The organism is Nonomuraea sp. CX421 (assembly GCF_059358955.1).
In genome coordinates, this window is record NZ_JCADBK010000033.1 from 60,326 (window position 1) to 82,108 (window position 21,783).

The following is a 21,783-nucleotide window of genomic DNA, read 5'->3' on the forward strand; positions in this document are numbered from 1 at the left end:
GGCCGGGCGATAGCCTTTCCCACGATGAACACCACCGTTGCGACGATCGTCATCGCAGGGTCCCTGCTGCTCGCGCTGTCGAGCCTGATCGTGGCGATCCGAAACCGGCCCATGGGCATGGTCCTGCTCATCGGCTTCGCCGTGCTCGAGGTGGCCGTGCTGGTGCAGGCGGGCATCGTGATCGCGGCCGTCGTGGGCGGTGAGGGCGCGCACGTCCCGAAGGGCACGCTGTACGGCTACCTCGTCGGCCAGGCCGTCATCCCGCCCGCCGGGGTGTTCCTGGCGCTGGCCGAGCGGAGCCGCTGGGGCTCGGGGATCCTCGTCGTGGCCGGATTCGCGATCGCGGTCATGACCGGGCGGCTGCTCCAGGTCTGGCAGGGCGCCGCGTGACCCCCACCTCACTCGGCACCGGCCCCGGCCGCGCGCTGATCGCCCTCTACGGGCTGTTCGCCCTGGCCGCCGGTGCGCGGGCCACCGTGCAGATCCTCACCCGGTTCGACGAGGCGCCGCTGGCCTACTCGCTGTCCGCGTTCGCCGCGCTGGTCTACCTGCTGCTCACCGTCGCCCTGATCCGGGGCGCGCGCCGGCTCGCGCTCGTGGCGCTCGGCATCGAGCTGGCGGGCGTCCTGGTCATCGGCACGGCCAGCGTGCTCGATCCGGCGGCTTTTCCGGAGGCCACCGTCTGGTCGGTCTACGGCAAGGGTTACCTGTTCATCCCCCTGGTGCTGCCCCTAGTGGGCCTCTACTGGCTCCTGCGCCGACGTTAACGGCACGAACGCCGGGGCAGGGGCGGACGTCATGAGCAGCATCGAACACGCCGTAGACGTCAATGTCCCCGTACGGGTCGCCTACAACCAGTGGACCCAGTTCGAGAGCTTCCCCGAGTTCATGGAGGGAGTCGAGTCCGTCAAACAGATCACCGACACGCGTACGCACTGGATCAGTGAGATCGCCGGTGTGAGGCGCGAGTTCGACGCGGAGATCACGGAGCAGCACCCCGACGAGCGCGTCGCCTGGCAGTCGGTCGACAAGCCCCGGCAGGCCGGAGTGGTGACCTTCCACCGGCTCGACGGCGACACCACCCGGGTCACGCTCCAGATGGAGTACGACCCCGAGGGCTTCGTCGAGACCGTCGGCGACTGGCTCCAGGTCGTCCGGCTCCGGATCAGGAACGACATGGAACGCTTCAAGTCGTTCATCGAGTCGCGCGGCGGCGAGACCGGCGCGTGGCGCGGCGACGTGCCCGGCCCGCACCAGCAGGGTTCCGGCTACGACGCGGGTGACCAGCCCGTGCCCCCCGGCACGGTGGGCGGCGCCGACTACCCGCCGACCGCCCCCGGTTCCACGCTCCCGCCTCCCGGGCCGTTCCCCACGCGCGACCAGCCGCCCCAGGGGCCGCGTCCCGTCCTGTGAGCAGCCCCACCTCCAAAGCCCCCGTTTTCGGGGGCTTTGTCACGTAAGCAGAAGCTAAGGCAGGTTTTGGGGCTGTTAGTATGGCGATTCATCCCATGACTTGATGAATGGAGGATTGCCCCGGATGAGCGTGCTCGCCGGAGCGTCCCGAAACCGGGCCGCGCCCCTCGCCTGGCTGCTCGTGCTGGGGATCGTCCTCGCTGCGCTCAACCTGCGCACCGCCGTCACCAGCGTCGGCCCGCTGCTCGACGAGCTCTCGCAGGCGCTCGGCATGTCGAGCGTGACCGCCGGGCTGCTCACCACGCTCCCGGTGCTGGCGTTCGCCACGGTCGGGTCCATCACGCCCGCGCTGGCCAGGCGCGTCGGCGAGCACCGGCTGCTGCTGCTCGCGCTCGTCACGCTCGGCGCCGGCCTGCTCGTCCGGTCGGTGGCCGGATCGGCGCCGGTGTTCCTGCTGAGCAGCGCGGTCGCGCTGTCGGGCGGCGCCGTCGGCAACGTCCTCATCCCCGCGCTGATCAAGCGGCACTTCCCGGCCCGCACCGGGATCATGACCACCATTTACACCACGTCGCTGGCCGCCGGCACCATGCTCGCCGCCGCGGCCACGGTGCCGATCGAGCGCGCGTCGGGCGACTGGCACGTCGCGCTCGGCGTGTGGGCGGCGCTGGCCGCAGTGGCCGCCCTGCCGTGGCTCGCGCTGCTGCGCAGTGAGCCGGAGCGGGGCGCCGGCCGGTCCGGCGGCGGCGTCGAGTTGCTGAGGAGCAAGCTGGCCTGGACCGTCGCGGTCTACTTCGGCACCCAGGCGATGATCGCGTACATCATGTTCGGCTGGCTCGCCACGATCCTCACCGACGGCGGCTACACCACCGCCGAGGCAGGGCTCATCCTCGGCGTCTTCACCGCCCTGAGCATCCCCGTCTCCATCCTGGTGCCCCTGATCACCTCGCGCTTCCGTGACCAGCGGCCCATGGTCGTCGGGCTCATCGCGTGCTACGTGGTCGGCTTCCTCGGGCTGTGGTTCGCGCCCGCCTCGACCGCGTTGGTCTGGGTGGTGTTCGTGGGGATGGGCATGGGCTCGTTCCCGCTGGCGCTCATGTTGCTGGCCCTGCGCACCCGCACCGCCGAGGCGACCTCCTCGCTGTCGGCCTTCGGGCAGAGCGCCGGCTACCTGATCGCGGGCGGCGGGCCGCTCCTCGTGGGCGTGCTGCACGAGGCCGCCGGCGGCTGGTCGCTCCCGTACCTGCTGATCTTCGCCGTGCTCGGCGCGCAACTGCTCGCCGGCCTGTACGCGGGCCGCGACCGCTACCTCGAGGACGAGCGCGCACCTGCCAGACTGACCGGATGAAGTCGACCATCGTCACCTTCCCGGACGGCCGGGTCAGCGGGCGTTCTGAGATCGTCGGGGCCGTGCCGGCGGGGGTACGGCACGGCCTCGTCGTGGCCGAGACCCCGTTCCACCCGCTCGACCACACCTGGCCCGACCAGCCCGCCGACCGCGGCACCATCGGCGGTCTGCCGGTCGTCGACTGCGTCACGGGCGCCTGGTCGGACGACGGCCTCCAGCTGGGCGAGGACATTCCCGCGCGGCGCGGCGCCGACGGCTGGCAGTGGCTCGTCGTGCACGTGACCGACACGCCGCTGCCCGTCGGCGCGACCGTCGAGCTGGAGGTGGACGCGGGCCATCGGGCCGCCCTGTCGGCCGGTCACACCGCCTGCCACCTGGCCGCCCTCGCGCTCAACCAGGCCCTCGCCGGCCGCTGGCGCAAGGAGCCGGCGCTCGACGGGCTCGGTCATCCCGACTTCGACCAGACGGCGATCACCTCCTCGCGGATCTCGCCCAACGGCAGCGTGGACGTCTACCGGCTCGGCAAGTCGCTGCGCAAGAAGGGCTTCTCGGCCGAGGGCCTCGACCTCGCCCTCGACGAGATCGCGGGGGAGGCCAACGACCGGCTCAAGGCGTGGGTGGCGGCCGACGCGCCGGTCCGGATCGACGTCCCGGGGCCCGAGCTGACCGCCCGCCGCACCTGGCACTGCTCGCTGCCCGACGGGGCGGCGTCGATCCCGTGCGGCGGCACCCACGTGACGCGCACCTCCGAGCTGGGCGCCGTCACGATCTCCCTCTCGCTGGACGACGCGGCGCTGACCATGCGCACCACCGCCGCGCCCCCCGCCTGACGGCCGTCCAAGACGTATGCCGGGCGGCCTGTGTGGCACGGGTGCGGCGGGATTCCGATACACTTGGCGGCGGATCGAGGGGCTATGGCGCAGTTGGTAGCGCGCCTCCATGGCATGGAGGAGGTCTGGGGTTCGAATCCCCATAGCTCCACCCGATCGAGCTGCCCCCTGCCTGTGGATTCACAGGCAGGGGGCGGTTTTCGCATGTAGGGGCGCCTGCCCGTCGCAGGGCGCCCGTGGTGTCGCTCGCTCCGGCGCCGCAAGGGGTAACACGTGGTGCGAACAACGGGCGCGGGCCGGGGCGCTAGGGATAACCCCTGCCCGGCACCCGTGTTGCCGCGCCGAGCGCGCGCCTACCGTCCGAATGGTTGGAGCACATCCCGAGGAGCGCTTCTCCGGAGCGAGCGAGCGTTCACAGGAGGACAACCATGAAGGGAAGGCTTCTGGCCCGTGCGCTGGTCGCGGTGGCGGCCGTCACCCTGGCCGGAGCGCAGGCTCTGCCTGCGGCGGCCGGCACCGCGTTCGCCGACGCCGGCACCTGCACCCGCGTCGGCGCCGAGCTCAGGTACACCGCCGAGCCCGGCATCGACAACGACGTCATCATCAGGTTCGGTCCCGGCAACGCCACCATCGTCATCGAGGACCAGGGCGGCAACGTCGTCGCGGGCGCCGGATGCACGGCCGCCGGCGACAACGCGTTCGCCCCCGCCGGCACGGTCGTGCGAATCCGCGTGACCACCCTCAACGGCGACGACAGCGTGCGCGTGAACGTCGTCCGGCCGTCGACGCTGCGTGGGGGCGACGGCGAGGACGCACTGTTCGGCGGCCCGCAGGCCGACAACATCGGGGGCGGCAACGGTGAGGACGACCTGCGCGGCCTGGGTGGCGACGACGTCCTGTCCGGCGGGGCGGCCGATGACGTCATCCGGGGCGGCGACGGCAACGACACGGCGAACGGCAACGGCGGCAACGACGACCTGCGCGGCGGCAACGGCGACGACGAGCTCAACGGCGGCGCCGGTGACGACGAACTGAACGGCGGCAACGGCAACGACGAGCTCAACGGCGGTGCGGGCGTCGACGAGCTGGCCGGCAAGGCGGGCAACGACGAACTGAACGGCAACGGCGGCAACGACGAACTGAACGGCGGCGCCAACACCGACGACTGCAGTGGCGGCCCCGGCACCGACACCGTGGTCAACTGCGAATGACCCGTACGAGACGGGGGGTACACATCGGTTCGCGACGGCGGCCAGGCTTTCCGGCCTGGCCGCCGCTGTCACTCCGCGACCGGCAGCCAGACGCGCACGGTGGCGGGGCCGCGGTTGCCCCACCGGTGGTAGGGCACGAGCCGCCCGGCGAACTGTCCGGAGACGTGTGTGACAGGGTGGCGCCGACCGCCCAGGGCGGGACGCGGAGCGAGACGCGCCCGGTCGCGTCCGACAGCGCCCGCACCCTCACCTCGCCCGACCACGGATAGCCGGTCTCGACCCGCAGCTCCAGCGACCCGTGCCGGATCTCGCCGGGCGTGTAGTGGTGGATCTGGATCCCGCCCGGATCGGCCGTCGCCACGTAGGCGCCGAACGAGGCTAGGGCGCGGGCGATGGTGTTCGGGCAGCAGGACACGTCGAACCAGGGCGAGCGGAGCCCGCCCTCCGCCGCGTGGTTCACTCCGGCGAGCGGCTCGGCGGGCACCCGGACGCGCAGCGGTTGGCGTAGAAGAACGACCTGCTGTCCAGCGCCACGGCCGTGGCGAGCACGTTGTACAGGTCCGCTCGGCCACGTCGGCGTAGCGCGCGTCGCCGGTCGCGAGCAGCAGCCGGTGCGCCAGCATGATCGACGCGATGCCGGCGCAGGTCTCGGAGTCGCGGTCGGGCGGCAACTCGTGGTCCTCGCCGAACGACTCGTCGGCGTGCCGCGAGCCCATCCCGTCGGTCAGGTGGGTGCGCCGGGCGGACGGTCCGCTCCCACTGAGCCTCGATCGCCTTCAGCAGCTCCTCTCGCCGCCGAGCAGCTCGCCTTCCAGCCCAACGCGCTGGCCAGGGGGCTGCTGTCCGGGCAGACGCGCACGGTCGGGCTGCTCACCTCCGACAGCGTGGGCAGGTTCGGCATCCCGGTGCTGCTGGGGGCCGAGGACGCGCCCCGCGCTGACGACCGTGGACATGAACCTCGAACGGCTCGGCCGGACCGCCGCCCAGCACCTGTTCGCCGCCATCGACGGCGGGGCGACGCCCGGCGTCCACCGGATGCCCTGCCGGCTGGTGATCCGCGACTCCACCGCCCCGGCGTGACCGTGCCGGGGGAGGGGCGAGGGCCCCGCCCCGGCACGGGTCCGCGCCTCCTTCACGGCCGGATGAACGTCACCGGGCCGAGGGCCGCCCCGCGTGTAACGCGACCGTGATCTGGCCATGCCTTGACGAGACCCGTTGTTAACGTTCACAGTCTTGCCAGAGCCGAAAAAGGAGTTCCTGTGGGATCGATCCGGGATCGCCGGCCACCCGTCATGGCCGACGTCGCCAAAGAGGCGGGCGTGTCCCACCAGACGGTCTCCCGGGTGCTCAACGAGCATCCCAACGTGCGCGGCGAGACCCGCGCCCGGGTGCTGGAGGCGATCGAGAAGCTCGGCTACCGCCGCAATCTGGTCGCCCGCGCGCTCGTCACCAAGCACTCCAGGACTCTCGGCGTGGTCAGCTTCGACACCACCCTGTACGGCCCGGCCAGCACGGTCTACGGCATCGAGCGGGCGGCCAGGGCCGCGGGCTACTTCGTCAGCATCGTCAGCCTGAAGTCCATCGACCGCTCCGGGGTCCGCGACGCCCTCGACTACCTGGCCGACCAGGCCGTCGACGGCATCGTGGTGGTCGCGCCACAGCGCTCGGCCGCCGAGGCGCTGGCCGATCTGCCGGTCGGCGTGCCCACGGTCGCGGTCGAGGGCGGCGAGGCCGGCGACGTGTCCGTGGTGTGCGTGGACCAGGTCGAGGGAGGCAGGCTGGCCACCCGGCACCTGCTCTCCCTGGGGCACGAGACGGTGTGGCACGTCCGCGGACCGTCCGACTGGCTGGAGGCGGAGGGGCGCGTGGCCGGCTGGCGGGCCGCGCTGGCGCTGGAGGGCCGCGAGGCCCCGGAACCACTCGCCGGAGACTGGAGTCCCCGCTCGGGTTACGAGGCGGGGCGCAGCCTGGCGAGCATGAGGGACGTCACCGCGGTCTTCGTCGCCAACGACCAGATGGCGCTCGGAGTGCTGCGGGCGTTCACCGAGCGGGGGGTGAGGGTGCCCGACCAGGTGAGCGTCGTCGGTTTCGACGACATTCCGGAGTCGGAGTTCTTCTCGCCGCCGCTCACGACCATCAGGCAGGACTTCGGCGCCGTGGGCAGGCACAGCATTGAGGTCCTGCTCCGGCAGATCGAGGGGCAGGGGCCTTGGGCGCGCGAGCGTCTGGTGGTGCCGCCCTCGTTCGTCTCCCGGGCCAGTACGGCCCGGCCCTAGCCGGGCGCGGCAGCGGGGATGCCGGCACGGCGCTTATGTTAGCGCTCACATGAGGAAGGAACCCCCCACGTGTTGAACAGGATCTCGACGCTGGTGCTCGCCGGGCTCACCGCTCTGGCGATGGCCGGCTGCGGCAGCGGCAGCGGCACCGACAGCGCCGGTACGAGCGGCGGCGACGACTCGATCACCATGGGCTTCTCGCAGGTCGGCGCGGAGAGCGGCTGGCGGACCGCCAACACCAAATCGGTGCAGGAGGCGGCCAAGGAGGCCGGGATCACGCTGAAGTTCTCCGACGCCCAGCAGAAGCAGGAGAACCAGATCAAGGCGATCCGCTCCTACATCCAGCAGAAGGTGGACGTGATCGCCTTCTCGCCGGTCGTGGAGTCGGGCTGGGAGCCCGTGCTGAAGGAGGCGCAGAACGCGAAGATCCCGGTCATCCTCACCGACCGGGCCGTGGACTCCAAGGACACCACGCTCTACAAGACCTTCCTCGGCTCCGACTTCGTCGAGGAGGGCCGCAAGGCGGGACAGTGGCTGGTGGAGGAGTACAAATCCGAGACCGACCCGGTGAACATCGTCGAGTTGCAGGGCACCACCGGCTCGGCGCCGGCCAACGACCGCAAGGCCGGCTTCCAGGAGGTCATCGGCGGCGAGGCCAAGTTCAAGATCATCGCTTCGCAGACCGGTGACTTCACCAGGGCCAAGGGCAAGGAGGTCATGGAGGCCTTCCTGAAGTCCAACCCCGACATCGACGTCCTCTACGCGCACAACGACGACATGGGCCTCGGCGCGATCGAGGCCATCGAGGGCGCGGGCAAGGTGCCCGGCAAGGACATCAAGATCATCACTGTCGACGCCGTCAAGGACGGGATGCAGGCGCTCGCCGACGGGAAGATCAACTTCATCGTCGAGTGCTCCCCGCTGCTCGGCCCGCAGCTCATGGACCTGGCCAAGAAGGTCGTCAAGAATGAGAGCATCCCCGCCCGCGTGGTGACGGAGGAGACGACGTTCACGCAGGAGCAGGCCAAGACCGCGCTGCCCGACCGCAAATACTGACCGATGACCGGGCCGGCCCCCGGGGCCGGCCCGGTGCCGCGCGAGCGGCCCTGCCCGGGCGGGGCCGTCGACAGAGAGGGGGCCGTCGAGATGGCCGCACTCGCGCCGATCCTGCGGATGAGCGGGATCGGCAAGCAGTTCCCCGGAGTCAAGGCGCTCGACGGCGTGGACCTGCGGCTGCTGCCGGGCGAGGTGCACGCGCTGATGGGCGAGAACGGCGCCGGCAAGTCCACCCTGATCAAGGTGCTGACCGGCGTGCATTCCGTCGACGCGGGCGAGATCGAGCTGGCCGGCCGGGCGGTGGCCTTCGGCAGCCCGCTGGAGGCCCAGGCGGCCGGCATCAGCACGGTCTACCAGGAGGTCAACCTCTGCGCCAACCTGTCGGTGGCCGAGAACATCTTCATCGGCCGCGAGCCCCGCCGGTGGGGCCGCATCGACTGGCGCCGGATGCGGGTCCGGGCCGCCGACCTGCTCGACCGGCTGGAGCTCGATCTCGACGTCTCCGCGCCGCTGTCCACCTACTCCCTGGCCATCCAGCAGATGGTCGCCATCGCCCGCGCGATCGACATCGAGGCCCGGGTGCTGATCCTCGACGAGCCGACGTCGAGCCTCGACGCGGGCGAGGTCGAGCAGTTGTTCCGGGTGATGCGCACTCTCAAGGAGCAGGGGGTCGCGATCCTCTTCGTGTCCCACTTTCTCGACCAGATCTACGAAATTTCGGACCGTATGACGATCCTTCGGAACGGGCGGCTCGTCGGCGAACACCTCACCAGCGAGCTCAGCCAGGTCGAGCTGGTCGCCAAGATGATCGGCCAGGAGCTGGCCGATCTGGAGAAGCTGCACGGCGAGGCCAAGGTGTTCGACCGGCCGTTGGTCGAGGCGCGCGGGCTGGGCCGCACCGGCGCCGTCGAGCCGTTCACGCTCACCGTCCACGAGGGCGAGGTCGTGGGCCTGGCCGGGCTGCTCGGCTCCGGCCGTACGGAGATCGCGCGGTTGCTGTTCGGCGCCGACCACGCGAGCACCGGGGAGATCGCGGTCGGCGGCGTGCCCGTGTCGCTGCGCACGCCGCGCGCGGCGATGACCCACCGGATCGCGTTCTGCTCCGAGAACCGCAAGTCCGACGGGCTGATCCCCGACCTCACGGTCAGGGAGAACATCATCCTGGCCCTGCAGGCCACCCGAGGCTGGACCAGGCCGGTCCCGCGCGAGCAGCAGGACGAGCTGGTCGGCCGCTACATCAAGGCGCTGAAGATCAACCCGGCCAACCCCGAGCATCTGGTGCGCGACCTCAGCGGCGGCAACCAGCAGAAGGTCGTGCTGGCCAGGTGGCTCATCCTGGAGCCCCGGCTGCTCATCCTCGACGAGCCGACCCGAGGCATCGACGTCGGCGCCAAGGCCGAGATCCAGCGCCTGGTCGCGCGGCTGTCCGACGGCGGCATGGCGGTGCTGTTCATCTCCGCCGAGCTGGAGGAGGTGCTGCGGCTCAGCCACCGCGTCGGCGTGCTCCGCGACCGCAGGCTGGTGGCCCAGTTACCCAACGACGCGACCCTGACCAACGACGTGCTGCTGGAGACCATCGCGAGCGGAGGGCCGGCATGAGAAGGCTGCTGTGGCCGCTGGTCGTCCTGGCCCTGCTCCTCGTGGTGAACGTGATCTTCACTCCCACCTTCTTCTCGATCCAGATGCGCGAGGGCCACCTGTACGGCAGCCTGATCGACATCCTGCGGTTCGGGGCCCCGCTGATCCTGGTGTCGCTCGGGATGACGCTGGTCATCGCGACCGGCGGCATCGACCTGTCGGTGGGCTCCGTGGTGGCGATCTCCGGCGCGCTGGCCTGCCTGCAGATCAGCCAGGACGCGGGCGTCCTCACCGCCGTCGTGCTGGCGCTCGGCCTGTCGGTGCTGCTCGGGGCGTGGAACGGGTTCCTCGTCGCGGCGGTCGGCATCCAGCCGATCATCGCCACGCTGATCCTGATGGTCGCCGGACGGGGCCTGGCGCAGCTGATCACCGACGGGCAGATCATCACCGTCAACGACCCGGCCTACAAGCTCATCGGCGGCGGCTACTGGCTGACCGTGCCGTTCGGCATCCTGCTGGTGCTCGCCGTCCTGGCGGTCACCGTGTTCCTCACCCGCAGGCTGGCCCTCGGCATGCTGATCGAGTCGGTCGGCGGCAACGCCGAGGCGAGCCGGCTGGCGGGCATCCGCTCGCGCGGGATCGTCATCATGGTCTACGCCTTCGCCGCCCTCTGCGCGGGCATCGCCGGCCTCATGATCAGCTCGAACGTCTCCAGCGCCGACGGCAACAACGCCGGGCTCTGGATCGAGCTGGACGCGATCCTGGCGGTGGTGATCGGCGGCACCTCGCTGGCCGGCGGGCGGTTCTCGCTCGGCGGCACCGTGCTCGGCGCGCTGATCATCCAGACGCTGACCACGACGATCTACTCGGTGGGCGTGCCACCCGAGACGACGCTGCTGTTCAAGGCGCTCGTGGTGACCGCGGTCTGCCTCATCCAGTCCCCGGCCTTCCGCGACAAGGTGTTCCGCCGTCGCGGCCGGCCGCCCACGCCGCGACCGGCGGCCGAGGAGAAGGTGCGGGTGACGGCATGACCACGGAGACCCTCACGCACGGCCGGCGGCTCGCCGTCCCGGCCAAGTACGTGCCCATCCTGGTGACGGCCTGCCTGTTCGCGGCGATGTTCGTGGCCGGCGGCGTCCGCTACGAGGGGTTCGCCAGCGGGCAGGTGATCCTCAACGTCTTCATTGACAACGCGTTCCTGCTGGTCGTCGCGGTCGGCATGACGTTCGTGATCCTCACCGGCGGCATCGACCTGTCGGTGGGCTCGGTGGTCGCGCTGTCCACGATGATCTCGGCCAGCCTGATGTCCGGGCCGGGCTGGCCGCCGTACCTGGTGATCCCGCTGGTGCTGCTCATCGGGTCGGCCCTGGGGCTGGTGATGGGCTACATCGTGCACGCCTTCGACATCCAGCCGTTCATCGTGACCCTGGCCGGGATGTTCCTGGCACGGGGGCTCTGCTACACGATCGGCACCGACTCGATCCCGATCGAGGACCCGACCTTCACCGCGTTCGCGCAGACCAGGATCGACCTGTTCGCCGACCTGTGGATCTCGCCGAGCGTGCTGATCGCGGCGGTCGTGGTGCTGGGGGCGGCGTACGTGCTGCACTACACGCGGCTGGGCCGCGGTGTCTACGCCACGGGCGGCAGCGAGCAGTCGGCGCTGCTGATGGGCCTGCCCGTGGGCCGGACGAAGATCACGGTCTACACGATCAGCGGGTTCTGCTCGGCGCTCGGTGGGGTGCTGCTGTCGTTCTACATGCTCTCGGGCTACGGGTTGCACGCCGTGGGCATGGAGCTCGACGCGATCGCGGCGGTCGTCATCGGCGGCACGCTGCTGACCGGCGGCTCCGGCTTCCTGTTCGGCACCGTGCTCGGCGTGCTCGTGCTGGGACTGATCCAGACGATCATCAGTTTCGAGGGAACGCTCAGCTCCTGGTGGACCAAGATCTTCATCGGTCTGCTGTTGTTCGTCTTCATCCTGTTGCAGCGTCTGTTCTCGGCGCGGCGCCGTAACTGATCTTCCGTACGGCGGAGCCGTACCAAGTCTGGGAGAGTGTGTGAACGCTAACACGGACAGTTATCTGATCGGCGTCGACTTCGGGACCCTGTCGGGGCGGGCCGTCGTGGTGCGCGCCTCCGACGGCGCCGAGGCCGGCACGGCGGTGCACGAGTTCGCCCATCGGGTGATCGAGGACCGGCTGCCCGGCGGCGGGGTGCGGCTGGGGCCCGACTGGGCGCTGCAGTCGCCGCTCGACTGGCTCGACGTGCTGCGCACCGCCGTGCCGGAGGCGGTGGCGGCGGCCGGGATCGACCCGGCCCGGGTGATCGGGATCGGCACCGACTTCACCGCGTGCACCGTCCTGCCGGTCCGGGCCGACGGCACGCCGCTCTGCTTCGAGACGCCCGAGCGCCCGCACGCCTGGCCGAAGCTGTGGAAGCACCACGCCGCGCAGGCGCACGCCGACCGGATCAACGCGCTGGCGGCCGAGCGGGGTGAGCCCTGGCTGGCCAGGTACGGTGGGAAGATCTCCGCGGAGTGGGAGTTCGCCAAGGGCCTGCAGGTGCTGGAGGAGGACCCCGAGGTCTACGCGCGGGCGGAGCGGTGGATCGAGGCGGCCGACTGGATCATCTGGCAGCTCACCGGGGTGGAGACTCGCAACGTCTGCACTGCCGGATACAAAGGGATTTTTCAGGACGGGTCCTATCCGTCGGCGGACTTCCTCGCCGGGCTGAATCCCGATTTTTCGGGATTCATCGACAAATTGGGGCGCGAGCTGTCCCCTCTCGGTGGCCTGGCCGGGCGGCTGACCGCCGAGGCCGCCGGATGGACCAAGCTGCCCGAGGGCATCGCGGTCGCCGTCGGCAACGTCGACGCGCACGTCACCTCGGCCGCCGCCGACGCGGTCCGGCCGGGTCAGATGGTCGCGATCATGGGCACCTCCACCTGCCACGTGATGTCCTCAGACCGGCTGGCCGAGGTGCCCGGCATGTGCGGCGTCGTACGCGACGGGATCGTGCCCGGCCTGTGGGGCTACGAGGCCGGGCAGTCGGGGGTGGGCGACATCTTCGCCTGGTTCGTCGACACCTGCGTGCCCGCCTCCTACCTCCGCCGGGCCGGCGAACGCGGCCTGACCGTGCACGACCTGCTCGCCGAGCTGGCCGCCGCGCAGCCGGTCGGCGCGCACGGCCTGGTCGCGCTCGACTGGCACAACGGCAACCGCTCGGTGCTGGTCGACCACGACCTGTCCGGCGTGATCGTCGGACAGACGCTCGCCACCCGGCCCGAGGACGTCTACCGGGCGCTCGTCGAGGCCACCGCTTTCGGCGCCCGGCTGATCGTCGAGACGTTCGAGGCGGCGGGGGTGCCCGTGGCGGAGTTCGTCGTGGCCGGCGGGCTGCTGAAGAACCCGTTCCTCATGCAGGTATACGCCGACGTGCTGCGCCGCCCGCTGTCGGTGATCGGCTCCGAGCAGGGTCCGGCGCTCGGCTCGGCCATCCACGCGGCGGTCGCAGCCGGGGCCCACGCCGACATCCAGCGGGCCGCGGCCGCCATGGGCCGGCGGCGCGAGGACGTCTACCTGCCCGACGAGCGCCGGGCCGGCGTCTACGACCTGCTCTACGCCGCGTACCGCGCGCTGCACGACCACTTCGGCGACGGACGGGTGCTGCACGCGCTGCGCGCCATCAGGAACGAGGCTCGACGCGCCCCGGCGGCCCAGGCGCTCGACGGAGCCCGCCCATGAGCGCGTACGAGATCGACGCCGGACGGAGCGCGGCCCCGAGCCCGAGTGGGAGCGACCTGGAGGCCGGAAGGGCAGCGGCCGTGCGGAGGATCGTCAGTGACCTGCACGCCGAGCTGGTGCGCAACCGGCTCGTCGCCTGGACCGCCGGGAACGTCTCCGGCCGGATCCCCGGCGCGGACCTGTTCGTGATCAAACCCTCCGGCGTCTCCTACGACGAGCTGACCCCGGAGACCATGGTCGTCTGCGATCTCGACGGCAACCTCGTCGAGGGCGAGCACCGGCCGTCCAGCGACACCGCCGCGCACGCGTACGTCTACCGCGCCATGCCCGAGGTGGGCGGCGTCGTGCACACCCACTCGACCTACGCCTCCGCGTGGGCCGCCCGGGGCGAGGCGATTCCGTGCGTGCTGACCGCGATGGCCGACGAGTTCGGCGGCGAGATCCCGGTGGGGCCGTTCGCGCTGATCGGCGACGACTCCATCGGCCAGGGCATCGTGGCCACGCTCAGCGGCCACCGCTCGCCGGCCGTGCTGATGCGCAGCCACGGCGTGTTCACGATCGGCGCGGACCCGCGCGCCGCCGTCAAGGCCGCCGTGATGTGCGAGGACGTCGCCCGTACCGTGCACGTCGCCAGGCAGCTCGGCGAGCCGCTGCCCATCGCCCCGGACGACGTCGACCGCCTGTACGACCGCTACCAGAACGTCTACGGACAGAGGAGCCCGCGTTGAACATCTGGTTTCTGACCGGCAGCCAGGGGCTGTACGGCGAGGACACGCTGCGCCAGGTCGCCGAGCAGTCGCGGCGGATCGCCGAGGCGCTGCCGATGCCCGTGGCGTGGCGGCCCGTGCTCACCGACGCGGCCTCGATCAGGCGGATCATGCTGGAGGCGAACGCCGACGACTCGTGCGCCGGGGTGATCGCCTGGATGCACACGTTCTCGCCGGCCAAGATGTGGATCGCCGGGCTCGACGCGCTGCGCAAGCCGCTGCTGCACCTGCACACGCAGGCCAACGTGGAGTTGCCGTGGAGCACCATCGACATGGACTTCATGAACCTCAACCAGGCCGCCCACGGCGACCGCGAGTTCGGCCACATCCAGACCCGGCTGGGCGTCGCCCGCAAGACCGTCGCGGGCCATGTCAGCGACCCGTACGTGGCCGAGCGCATCCTGGCCTGGGCGCGGGCGGCCTCCGGGCTGGCCGAGGTGCGCACCCTGAAGCTGGCGCGGTTCGGCGACAACATGCGCGACGTGGCCGTCACCGAGGGCGACAAGGTGGAGGCCCAGCTGCGTTTCGGCGTCTCGGTCAACACCTACGGCGTCAACGAGCTGGTCGAGGTCGTCGACGCCGCCTCCGACGCCGAGGTGAACGCGCTGGTCAAGGAGTACGACGAGCGCTACCGGGTGGCGCCCGAACTGCTCGGCGAGCGGCGCGAGTCCCTGCGTTACGCGGCCCGGATCGAGCTCGGCCTGCGCCACTTCCTGGAGCGCGGCGGGTTCGGGGCGTTCACCACGAACTTCGAGGACCTCGGCCGCCTGCGCCAGCTGCCCGGCCTGGCCGTGCAGCGGCTGATGGCCGACGGCTACGGCTTCGGCGGCGAGGGCGACTGGAAGACGGCGGTGCTGCTGCGCACGATCAAGTCGATGGCACCCGGCGGCACCTCGTTCATGGAGGACTACACCTACCACCTGACCCCGGGCGAGGAGCTCATCCTCGGCGCGCACATGCTGGAGGTCTGCCCCTCGATCGCCGGCGCCGTCCCGGCCTGCGAGATCCACCCGCTCGGCATCGGCGGCAGGGAGGACCCGGTGCGGCTGGTGTTCGACGCGGCGCCCGGCCCGGGGATCGTGGTGGGGCTGGCCGACCTCGGCGACCGGTTCCGGCTGGTGGCCAACGAGATCGACCTCGTCAAGCCGCCCAGGCCGCTGCCCGCGCTGCCCGTGGCCCGCGCCGTCTGGCGGCCCCGTCCCGGCCTGCGCACCAGCACCGAGGCATGGCTGACCGCCGGCGCCCCGCACCACACCGTGCTGTCCACCGCCGTCGGCACCGAGGAGCTCACCGACCTGGCCGACATGCTCGGCGTCGAGCTGCTGGTGATCGACGCCGACACCACCGTCCGGCAGTTCGCCAGGGAGCTGCGCTGGAACCAGGCCTACTACCGCCTCGCCCAGGGCTTCTAGTGATCTCTCACCCGAGACGTGACCTGACTTTCCAGACACCCGGCGACCGGCCGCCCGCCGGCGTCGAGTTCGAGGATCGGCGCCCGGCCAACGCGCCCGCTCGTGGGTGCGGTGGAGGACACGCTTGCCTGTCGCCAACTCCCAGAGCTGGGAGATGTTGGGAGTTGGCTGGGAGTTGGGTTGGTGTCTGTGGCGCGGCGGGGCATACGCTTGCTGTAAGCAACTCCCAGTGTTGGGAGGTGTTGGGAGTTGGCTGGGAGTTGGCCGGGAGCCGGATGACACACGGTTCCCGATCTGGAGGAGCGAGACAGGTGTTTCAGTGGATGTGATCCCTGAGTTCAAAAGGCAAAATGGGGTGAGCTCAGAAGCTGGGCGCCTTTTGTGGGAAATTATTTCAACGGATGAAAACTCGCCTTGGAGGGCTGATGCGTAGGCCGGAACCTCCGCCATCCCCCGAAGAGTTGGCGCAGATCATCATGCGAAAAGGACTCCTCTCGAAGATCGTGGATAACTATCCAATCGGAGCGAACAGCCAAAAATATTATCATTGGGATGAGATTCGTCATCGTCGTGCCCCGGATGGTCTGACCCGCGAGGAATGGTGGGCTGCGATGAAGCTCACTCGCAGGAGTGCCAGTCGTCCCATTCCGCTGATGGACATGGCGGGCAATCGATTCACCTATTCGCTGCCGGACGAGGTTCTGCGTGAGGCTGACTTCATCGGCACCCATACGGGTGGCAGCATAGGCCTCAGCGAGGAAGTTACAAACCCCGCCACGCGTGACAGGTATCTGGTCAACTCCCTTATTGAGGAGGCCGTCACCTCCAGTCAGCTGGAGGGGGCTCGTACGGAGCGGCGTGTGGCCACAGAGATGATCCGCTCGGGCCGAGAGCCGAGAGACAGAAGCGAGCGGATGATCCTGAACAACTTCCATGCGATGGAATTTGTCGGGGAACATCGTAATGAGATTTTGACCTCTGAGATGATCTGCCACATTCATCGCATCGCGACTCAAGGGACCCTGGACAACCCCGAAGGTGCGGGGCGATTCCAGCTACGTGGAGAAACCCGCGTCGGCGTGTACGACAACGAGAACGAGTTGTTGCACGCTCCGCCCCCCGCCGAGATGCTCCCCGAGCGCATCCGTCGCCTGTGTGATTTCGCGAACGGGGAGAGCGGTGAGAGCTACCTGCCGGGAGTGGTTCGGGCGATCATCGTTCACTTCATGCTCGGCTACGAGCACCCTTTCGAAGACGGAAATGGCAGGACCGCGCGACTGTTGTTCTACTGGTCAATGCTGAACCAGGGATTCTGGCTCACCGAGTTCATTTCCATTTCGAGCATCATAAAGAAGTCTCACGCTCAGTACGGGCGAGCGTTTCTCTACGTCGAGTCCGACGACAATGATCTCACCTACTTCCTTCTCTTTAATTTGAAGGTGCTGCATCGCGCGATTGACGGGCTCAACGAATATCTTGCGCACAAGATGGCCGAAGTTCGTGAGCTTCGCAGCAGGCTCCAACGCGACACGGATCGCTTCAATACGCGTCAGTTCGCTCTGCTGCACAACGCCCTCAAGAACCCCGGGGGCAGGTACACCGTGCAGTCTCATCGAAACTCGCATCGAGTCTCGGCCGAGACCGCACGCCAGGATCTTGTCGGTCTGGAGCAGCACGGCTTTTTGGAGAAGCGTCGAGTGGACAAAAGGTTTGTGTATCATCCCGCCGCGAATTTGGCAGACGCGATCAAGAATCTAGATCTCTAGCCTCGATGCCCTGCCGGCCAGGGGAGTGGTGCGGAAGGCGCGAAACGCTTCCCTTCAGATGTCGGTGTTTTCGGAGCGCGCAGCCGCCGGCGCGGCACCGGCGGGTTGGCGCGGTTGGCCGCCGCGCGGGCTCCGAGGTATGCAGTCAGGCGTCGGTGCTGCTGCTTGGTTGAGTTGGGACGACACCACACCACCGACGGCCGAGAAGGTCATTGTCTGCTTCGAGCGCATGCGCGCCGCGATGCTGTCCTTCCGCGACGGCGGCCGAATCGTCGCAGGCTCCTACTTGCCCTTCGCCGCAACGGCAGGTCGGCCACCGTGCCACACCACTCTCGGGAACTCCACTTCCTCACTCCGGTTACACCCTCAACTGCGGATAGCCTTTTGTGCGCGTCGACGAACACCTCGTCGTGGCGGGGATCGCTAAGGTCGTCCGTTATGACGAAATCCCCCTCCCATCTGAGTGCCACCGCGAACGCCTACGACGCCGTCGCCGTTCAATATGCCGATTTCGTGCGGGGTGAGCTCGCCCAGGTGCCGCTGGACCGCGCGTTGCTCGCCGCGTTCGCCGAGTTCGTACAGGCTGCTGGTGGCGGGCCCGTGGCCGAACTCGGATGCGGCCCGGGCCGGGTGACCGCGCATCTGCGGGACCTGGAAGTGGACGCCTTCGGTATCGATCTGTCTCCGGTGATGATCGATCTTGCCCGCCAGACCTACCCGGACCTGCGCTTCGAGGTGGGGTCGATGGACGCTCTCGACCTGGCCGACGGCATGCTCGGCGGTGTCGTGGCCTGGTACTCCGTCATCCACACGCCGCCGGAGGAGTTGCGGCCGTACTTCGCCGAGTTCCGGCGCGTGCTGGCCCCGGGGGGTTACCTGCTGCTCGCCTTCTTCGAGTCTGGGGGCGGGCCGGTGGAGGTGTTCGACCACGCGGTGGTGCCGGCTTACCGGTGGCCGATCGACGACCTTGCCGGGCTGGCGTACGATGCCGGGTTCGCCGAGGTCGGCCGGATGATGCGTGAGCCCCGGGAGGGGGAGCGGTTCCGCCAAGGTCGCCTGTTGCTGCGCGCACCGTAGCTCCCGTACGGGCGGCTGTCCCCGTGCGCGGTCGAGGCGTAAGATCGCCGGGCGTGCTGACCAACTGGGCGGGCAACATCGCCTTCCGCGCGCGCGGCGTGCACCGGCCCACCACACTCGGCGAGCTCCGGCGGCTGGTGGCGGAAAGTCCCGCCATCCGCGCGCTGGGCAGCGGCCACTCCTTCAACGAGATCGCCGACTCAGCGGGCGAGCTGGTGACCCTGGACCGGCTGCCGCAGGCCGTGGAGATCGACGGCGCGGCGGCTCGGGTCCGGGTCGGCGCGAGCGTGACGTACGCGCGGCTGGCGCCCGTCCTGCACGCGAGCGGGCTCGCGCTGGCCAACCTGGCGTCGCTGCCGCACATCTCGGTCGCGGGCTCGGTCGCCACGGGCACCCACGGCTCCGGCGTCGCCAACCGGAGCCTGTCGGCGGCGGTCTCCGGGCTGGAGCTCGTCACCGCCGACGGCTCGGTGGCGACCCTGGAGCGCGGCGACGCCGACTTCCCCGGCGCAGTGGTCGCGCTCGGCGCGCTCGGCGTCGTCACGACGCTCACGCTCGACCTCGTGCCCGCCTTCGAGCTGCGCCAGTACGTCCGCGAGGGCCTGCCGCCCGGCTACCCCTTCGACCAGGTCATGGCGGACGGCCACAGTGTCAGCCTCTTCACCGACTGGCGCTCCACCCGTGTCTGGCTGAAGCGCCGCACGGAACTGCCGCCCGGAGACTGGCACGGCACCCGCCCGGCCGCCGGCCCGCGTCACCCGGTGCCCGGCATGCCGGCCGGCAGCTGCACCGAGCAGCTCGGCGTGCCCGGGCCGTGGCACGAGCGACTGCCGCACTTCCGGGCCGGCTCGCCGCCGAGCAGCGCGGGGGACGAGCTGCAGTCGGAGTTCCTGCTGCCCAGGGAGCACGCCACCGAGGCGCTGGCCGCGCTGATGGCCGTCGGCGACCGGATCCGGCCCGTCCTGCGGATCTCCGAGGTGCGCACGGTCGCGGCCGACGACCTGTGGATGAGCCCGAGCCGCGACCGTGACAGCGTGGCCGTGCACTTCACCTGGGTCAAGGACTGGGCCGCGGTGCTGCCGGTGCTCACCCTGGTCGAGGACGTTCTGGCGCCCTTCGACCCGCGACCACACTGGGGCAAGCTGTTCACCAGGTGGCCGTCGTGCCCGGAACGCTTCCGCGAGCTGGTCCGCCGCTACGACCCGGCGGGCAAGTTCGGCAACGACTTTCTGCGGCGGGCCGTACCTGACACTGGCTGACAGGTATGACCGGCAGTCTGGACCCATGACAGCCAAAGGCTCCTTCGACACCGCCGACTGGACCGCCCAGCCGCCCTTCGACGACCGCGACGGCGTCTCGCTCGCCCAGGTCACCCTCCGCAAGACCTTCCACGGGGATCTGACCGCCACCTCGGTCGTCACCATGCTCATGGCCACGACCGAGGCGACCGACTCGCGGTCGTACGTCGCCCTGGAACGCGTCGAGGGCACCCTCGACGGCCGTTCCGGCTCCTTCGTCGTCCAGCACAACGCCGTCAGCGACTGCGGAGAGCAGTCGCTGCGCGTCACCGTCGTCCCCGACTCCGGCACCGGCGAGCTGCGCGGGCTCCGCGGCGAGATGGACATCCTCATCGCCCCCGACGGCTCCCACTCCTACACCTTCGACTACGAGCTGCTCGTACCCTGACAATCGACTTCATGTCGACGAGTCACTGGGCGTGGGGTCCCGAGCCGGATCCGGACGAGTTACGCGAGATGGGGCGGCTGACGGCCGCCTACACGGGGATCGGGGATCCGGCCGCGTGGGAGGAGCCGGTGCCCTTCGAACGGGTGCGCCTCGCGCCGTCGCGCGTGCCCGTTCCGGGTGAGCTGCGGGAGTTCTGCTCGGCCGAGCCGTACCAGCGGGTGACGCGCACGTACGGGCAGGCCTACCGCGACCTGATCCGGGCCTACCGGGGCGACTTCGGCAACGCGCCGGACCTGGTGGCCAGGCCGAGGGACGAGGGCGAGGTCGAGCGGGTTCTCGCGTGGGCCTCGGCCGAGGGGGTGGCCGTCGTGCCGAGAGGCGGCGGCACCAGCGTCGTGGGCGGGGTGGAGGCGCGCTTCGACGGGCCCGCCGTCTGCCTCGACCTCGGCCGGATGCGCCGGGTGCTGGAGGTGGACGAGGTGTCGCGGGCGGCGCTGGTCGAGGCCGGGGCGTCGGGGCCGGAGATCAACGGGCGGCTGCCCGGGGAGTTGCGGCTGCGGTTCTTCCCGCAGTCCTATGAGTTCTCCACGCTGGGCGGGTGGATCGCGACCCGGGCGGGCGGGCACTACGCGACCCTGCACACGCACATCGACGACCTGGTCGAGGCGGTGCGCGCGATCACTCCGGCCGGGGTGTGGGAGTCGAGGCGGCTGCCCGGCTCCGGAGCCGGGCCCTCGCCGGATCGGTGGCTGCTCGGGTCCGAGGGCGCGCTCGGGGTGATCACCCGGGCCTGGGTGCGGGTGCAGGAGCGGCCCGCCTTCAAGGTGTCCGTGCCGGTGCGCTTCCTGTCCTGGGAGGCGGCGGTGGCGGCCGTGCGCGACCTCGCCCAGTCGGGGTTGCATCCGTCGAACTGCCGGTTGCTCGACGCCCGCGAGGCGGCGCTGGCCTCCGGAGGGGACGGGCGGCACGCCGTGCTCATCGTGGGGTTCGAGTCGGCCGATCACCCGGTCGACGCCTGGTCGGCGCGGGCGCTGGAGATCACCGGCGGGCACGGCGGCGAGGCGGGCGAGGCCGGCGGCTCGCCGGGTGGAGCGCGCCAGGATCGCGAGTGGAAGGGCACGTTCACCCGGATGCCCTACCTGCGCAACGCCTACCCGGGGCTCGGACTGATCGCGGAGACGTTCGAGACCGCCGTCACCTGGGACCGGTTCCCGGCGTTGCACGAGGCCGTGATGGGGACGTTCGGCGAGAGGATCGCGGTGAGCTGCCGGTTGGCCTTCGCCTACCCCGACGGGCCGGCGCCCTACTACACGGTGCTGGCGCCCGCGATCCGGGGCGAGGAGGTCGCGCAGTGGGACGACCTCAAGCGGCGGGTGTCGGAGGTGCTGCTGCGCCACGGCGCCACGATCACTCATCACCACGCCGTCGGGCGCGATCACCGGCCCTTCTACGACCGTCAGCGGCCCGAGCCGTTCGCGCTCGCGCTCCGGGCGGCCAAGCAGGCTCTGGACCCCGCCGGGGTGCTCAATCCGGGAGTGCTGGTCTGACAGTGATGATGTAGATGAGCGCTTCCCGCCAGGGTCTGACCCTTGGACTGACTGACCTTCGGGTCCTCAACGG

At 70.3% G+C, this 21,783-nt stretch carries 21 protein-coding genes, 1 tRNA gene and 2 pseudogenes; 21 read left to right on the plus strand and 3 right to left on the minus strand.

Translation table 11 applies throughout. The annotated features are described in order from the left end of the window. Positions 1 to 24 precede the first annotated feature (24 nt). The 7 genes from AC5L3X_RS35845 to AC5L3X_RS35875 all read left to right on the plus strand — a co-directional run bounded on the left by AC5L3X_RS35845 (position 25) and on the right by AC5L3X_RS35875 (position 4,799). Positions 25 to 390 (plus strand): hypothetical protein, encoded by a 366-nt coding sequence (locus AC5L3X_RS35845; protein ID WP_189128933.1) that lies wholly within the window; start codon positions 25 to 27, stop codon positions 388 to 390. After that, entirely contained in the window at positions 387 to 767 is a 381-nt protein-coding gene (locus tag AC5L3X_RS35850) for a hypothetical protein (protein WP_189128934.1), read from the plus strand. Before AC5L3X_RS35845 ends, AC5L3X_RS35850 begins: the two co-directional genes overlap by 4 nt. Positions 768 to 798: 31 nt before the next feature. Further along, a complete protein-coding gene (locus AC5L3X_RS35855; protein ID WP_189128935.1) occupies positions 799 to 1,413 on the plus strand; it encodes an SRPBCC family protein in 615 nt (204 codons plus the stop codon). A gap of 124 nt (positions 1,414 to 1,537) precedes the next feature. Next, positions 1,538 to 2,758 carry a CynX/NimT family MFS transporter gene (locus AC5L3X_RS35860; RefSeq protein ID WP_494863005.1) on the plus strand — a complete coding sequence of 407 codons (1,221 nt, stop codon included), beginning with the start codon at positions 1,538 to 1,540 and terminating at the stop codon, positions 2,756 to 2,758. Continuing rightward, positions 2,755 to 3,588, plus strand: coding sequence for an alanyl-tRNA editing protein (locus tag AC5L3X_RS35865; protein WP_494863006.1), 834 nt, complete (start codon positions 2,755 to 2,757; stop codon positions 3,586 to 3,588). The genes AC5L3X_RS35860 and AC5L3X_RS35865 overlap by 4 nt, the downstream gene beginning before the upstream one ends. A 78-nt stretch (positions 3,589 to 3,666) precedes the next feature. After that, positions 3,667 to 3,739 (plus strand) — tRNA-Ala (locus AC5L3X_RS35870). Between the two features lie 277 nt (positions 3,740 to 4,016). Next, the gene (locus AC5L3X_RS35875) at positions 4,017 to 4,799 is read left to right on the plus strand and encodes a calcium-binding protein (RefSeq protein ID WP_494863007.1); all 783 of its coding nucleotides are present in this window, start codon (positions 4,017 to 4,019) and stop codon (positions 4,797 to 4,799) included. Positions 4,800 to 4,867: 68 nt separating this feature from the next. Here the strand turns inward: AC5L3X_RS35875 and AC5L3X_RS35880 are convergent, their stop codons facing one another. The 3 genes and pseudogenes from AC5L3X_RS35880 to AC5L3X_RS35890 form a co-directional block, all read right to left on the minus strand. Then, the gene (locus AC5L3X_RS35880) at positions 4,868 to 5,062 is read right to left on the minus strand and encodes a hypothetical protein (RefSeq protein ID WP_494863028.1); all 195 of its coding nucleotides are present in this window, start codon (positions 5,060 to 5,062) and stop codon (positions 4,868 to 4,870) included. Beyond that, positions 5,029 to 5,283: pseudogene (locus AC5L3X_RS35885) on the minus strand (glycoside hydrolase family 127 protein); the annotation flags it as partial. The gene AC5L3X_RS35880 and the pseudogene AC5L3X_RS35885, both read right to left, overlap by 34 nt. 133 nt (positions 5,284 to 5,416) lie before the next feature. After that, positions 5,417 to 5,515: pseudogene (locus tag AC5L3X_RS35890) on the minus strand (hypothetical protein); the annotation flags it as partial. A 16-nt stretch (positions 5,516 to 5,531) separates the two neighbouring features. Here AC5L3X_RS35890 and AC5L3X_RS35895 point away from each other — a divergent pair. The 14 genes from AC5L3X_RS35895 (at position 5,532) to AC5L3X_RS35960 (ending at position 21,710) form a co-directional block, all read left to right on the plus strand. Beyond that, on the plus strand, positions 5,532 to 5,879 hold the full coding sequence (locus AC5L3X_RS35895; protein WP_494863030.1) for a substrate-binding domain-containing protein: 348 nt from the start codon (positions 5,532 to 5,534) through the stop codon (positions 5,877 to 5,879). Between the two features lie 212 nt (positions 5,880 to 6,091). Beyond that, positions 6,092 to 7,075, plus strand: coding sequence for a LacI family DNA-binding transcriptional regulator (locus AC5L3X_RS35900; protein WP_189128945.1), 984 nt, complete (start codon positions 6,092 to 6,094; stop codon positions 7,073 to 7,075). 69 nt (positions 7,076 to 7,144) lie between these two features. Further along, the gene (locus AC5L3X_RS35905; RefSeq protein ID WP_494863008.1) at positions 7,145 to 8,131 is read left to right on the plus strand and encodes an ABC transporter substrate-binding protein; all 987 of its coding nucleotides are present in this window, start codon (positions 7,145 to 7,147) and stop codon (positions 8,129 to 8,131) included. A gap of 3 nt (positions 8,132 to 8,134) precedes the next feature. After that, positions 8,135 to 9,730, plus strand: coding sequence for a sugar ABC transporter ATP-binding protein (locus tag AC5L3X_RS35910; RefSeq protein ID WP_494863009.1), 1,596 nt, complete (start codon positions 8,135 to 8,137; stop codon positions 9,728 to 9,730). Then, on the plus strand, positions 9,727 to 10,740 hold the full coding sequence (locus AC5L3X_RS35915; protein WP_189128939.1) for an ABC transporter permease: 1,014 nt from the start codon (positions 9,727 to 9,729) through the stop codon (positions 10,738 to 10,740). The genes AC5L3X_RS35910 and AC5L3X_RS35915 overlap by 4 nt, the downstream gene beginning before the upstream one ends. After that, positions 10,737 to 11,729 carry a galactofuranose ABC transporter, permease protein YjfF gene (gene yjfF, locus AC5L3X_RS35920; protein WP_494863011.1) on the plus strand — a complete coding sequence of 331 codons (993 nt, stop codon included), beginning with the start codon at positions 10,737 to 10,739 and terminating at the stop codon, positions 11,727 to 11,729. Before AC5L3X_RS35915 ends, yjfF begins: the two co-directional genes overlap by 4 nt. Positions 11,730 to 11,793: 64 nt before the next feature. After that, positions 11,794 to 13,455 (plus strand): ribulokinase, encoded by a 1,662-nt coding sequence (araB, locus tag AC5L3X_RS35925; protein WP_494863032.1) that lies wholly within the window; start codon positions 11,794 to 11,796, stop codon positions 13,453 to 13,455. Next, positions 13,452 to 14,183 carry an L-ribulose-5-phosphate 4-epimerase gene (locus tag AC5L3X_RS35930; protein WP_494863012.1) on the plus strand — a complete coding sequence of 244 codons (732 nt, stop codon included), beginning with the start codon at positions 13,452 to 13,454 and terminating at the stop codon, positions 14,181 to 14,183. Before araB ends, AC5L3X_RS35930 begins: the two co-directional genes overlap by 4 nt. Continuing rightward, positions 14,180 to 15,634 (plus strand): L-arabinose isomerase, encoded by a 1,455-nt coding sequence (gene araA / locus AC5L3X_RS35935; RefSeq protein ID WP_494863014.1) that lies wholly within the window; start codon positions 14,180 to 14,182, stop codon positions 15,632 to 15,634. Before AC5L3X_RS35930 ends, araA begins: the two co-directional genes overlap by 4 nt. 461 nt (positions 15,635 to 16,095) lie before the next feature. Then, complete coding sequence (locus AC5L3X_RS35940; RefSeq protein WP_494863016.1) at positions 16,096 to 17,400, plus strand: Fic family protein; 1,305 nt, start codon at positions 16,096 to 16,098, stop codon at positions 17,398 to 17,400. Positions 17,401 to 17,838: 438 nt separating this feature from the next. Beyond that, positions 17,839 to 18,477, plus strand: a complete 639-nt coding sequence (locus tag AC5L3X_RS35945) for a class I SAM-dependent methyltransferase (RefSeq protein WP_494863018.1) — start codon at positions 17,839 to 17,841, stop codon at positions 18,475 to 18,477. Positions 18,478 to 18,533: 56 nt separating this feature from the next. Next, on the plus strand, positions 18,534 to 19,736 hold the full coding sequence (locus AC5L3X_RS35950) for an FAD-binding protein (protein WP_494863034.1): 1,203 nt from the start codon (positions 18,534 to 18,536) through the stop codon (positions 19,734 to 19,736). A 25-nt stretch (positions 19,737 to 19,761) separates the two neighbouring features. Next, positions 19,762 to 20,163, plus strand: a complete 402-nt coding sequence (locus tag AC5L3X_RS35955) for a DUF3224 domain-containing protein (RefSeq protein ID WP_494863020.1) — start codon at positions 19,762 to 19,764, stop codon at positions 20,161 to 20,163. Between the two features lie 11 nt (positions 20,164 to 20,174). Then, on the plus strand, positions 20,175 to 21,710 hold the full coding sequence (locus AC5L3X_RS35960) for an FAD-binding oxidoreductase (RefSeq protein WP_189127293.1): 1,536 nt from the start codon (positions 20,175 to 20,177) through the stop codon (positions 21,708 to 21,710). The last annotated feature ends 73 nt before the right edge of the window (positions 21,711 to 21,783 follow it).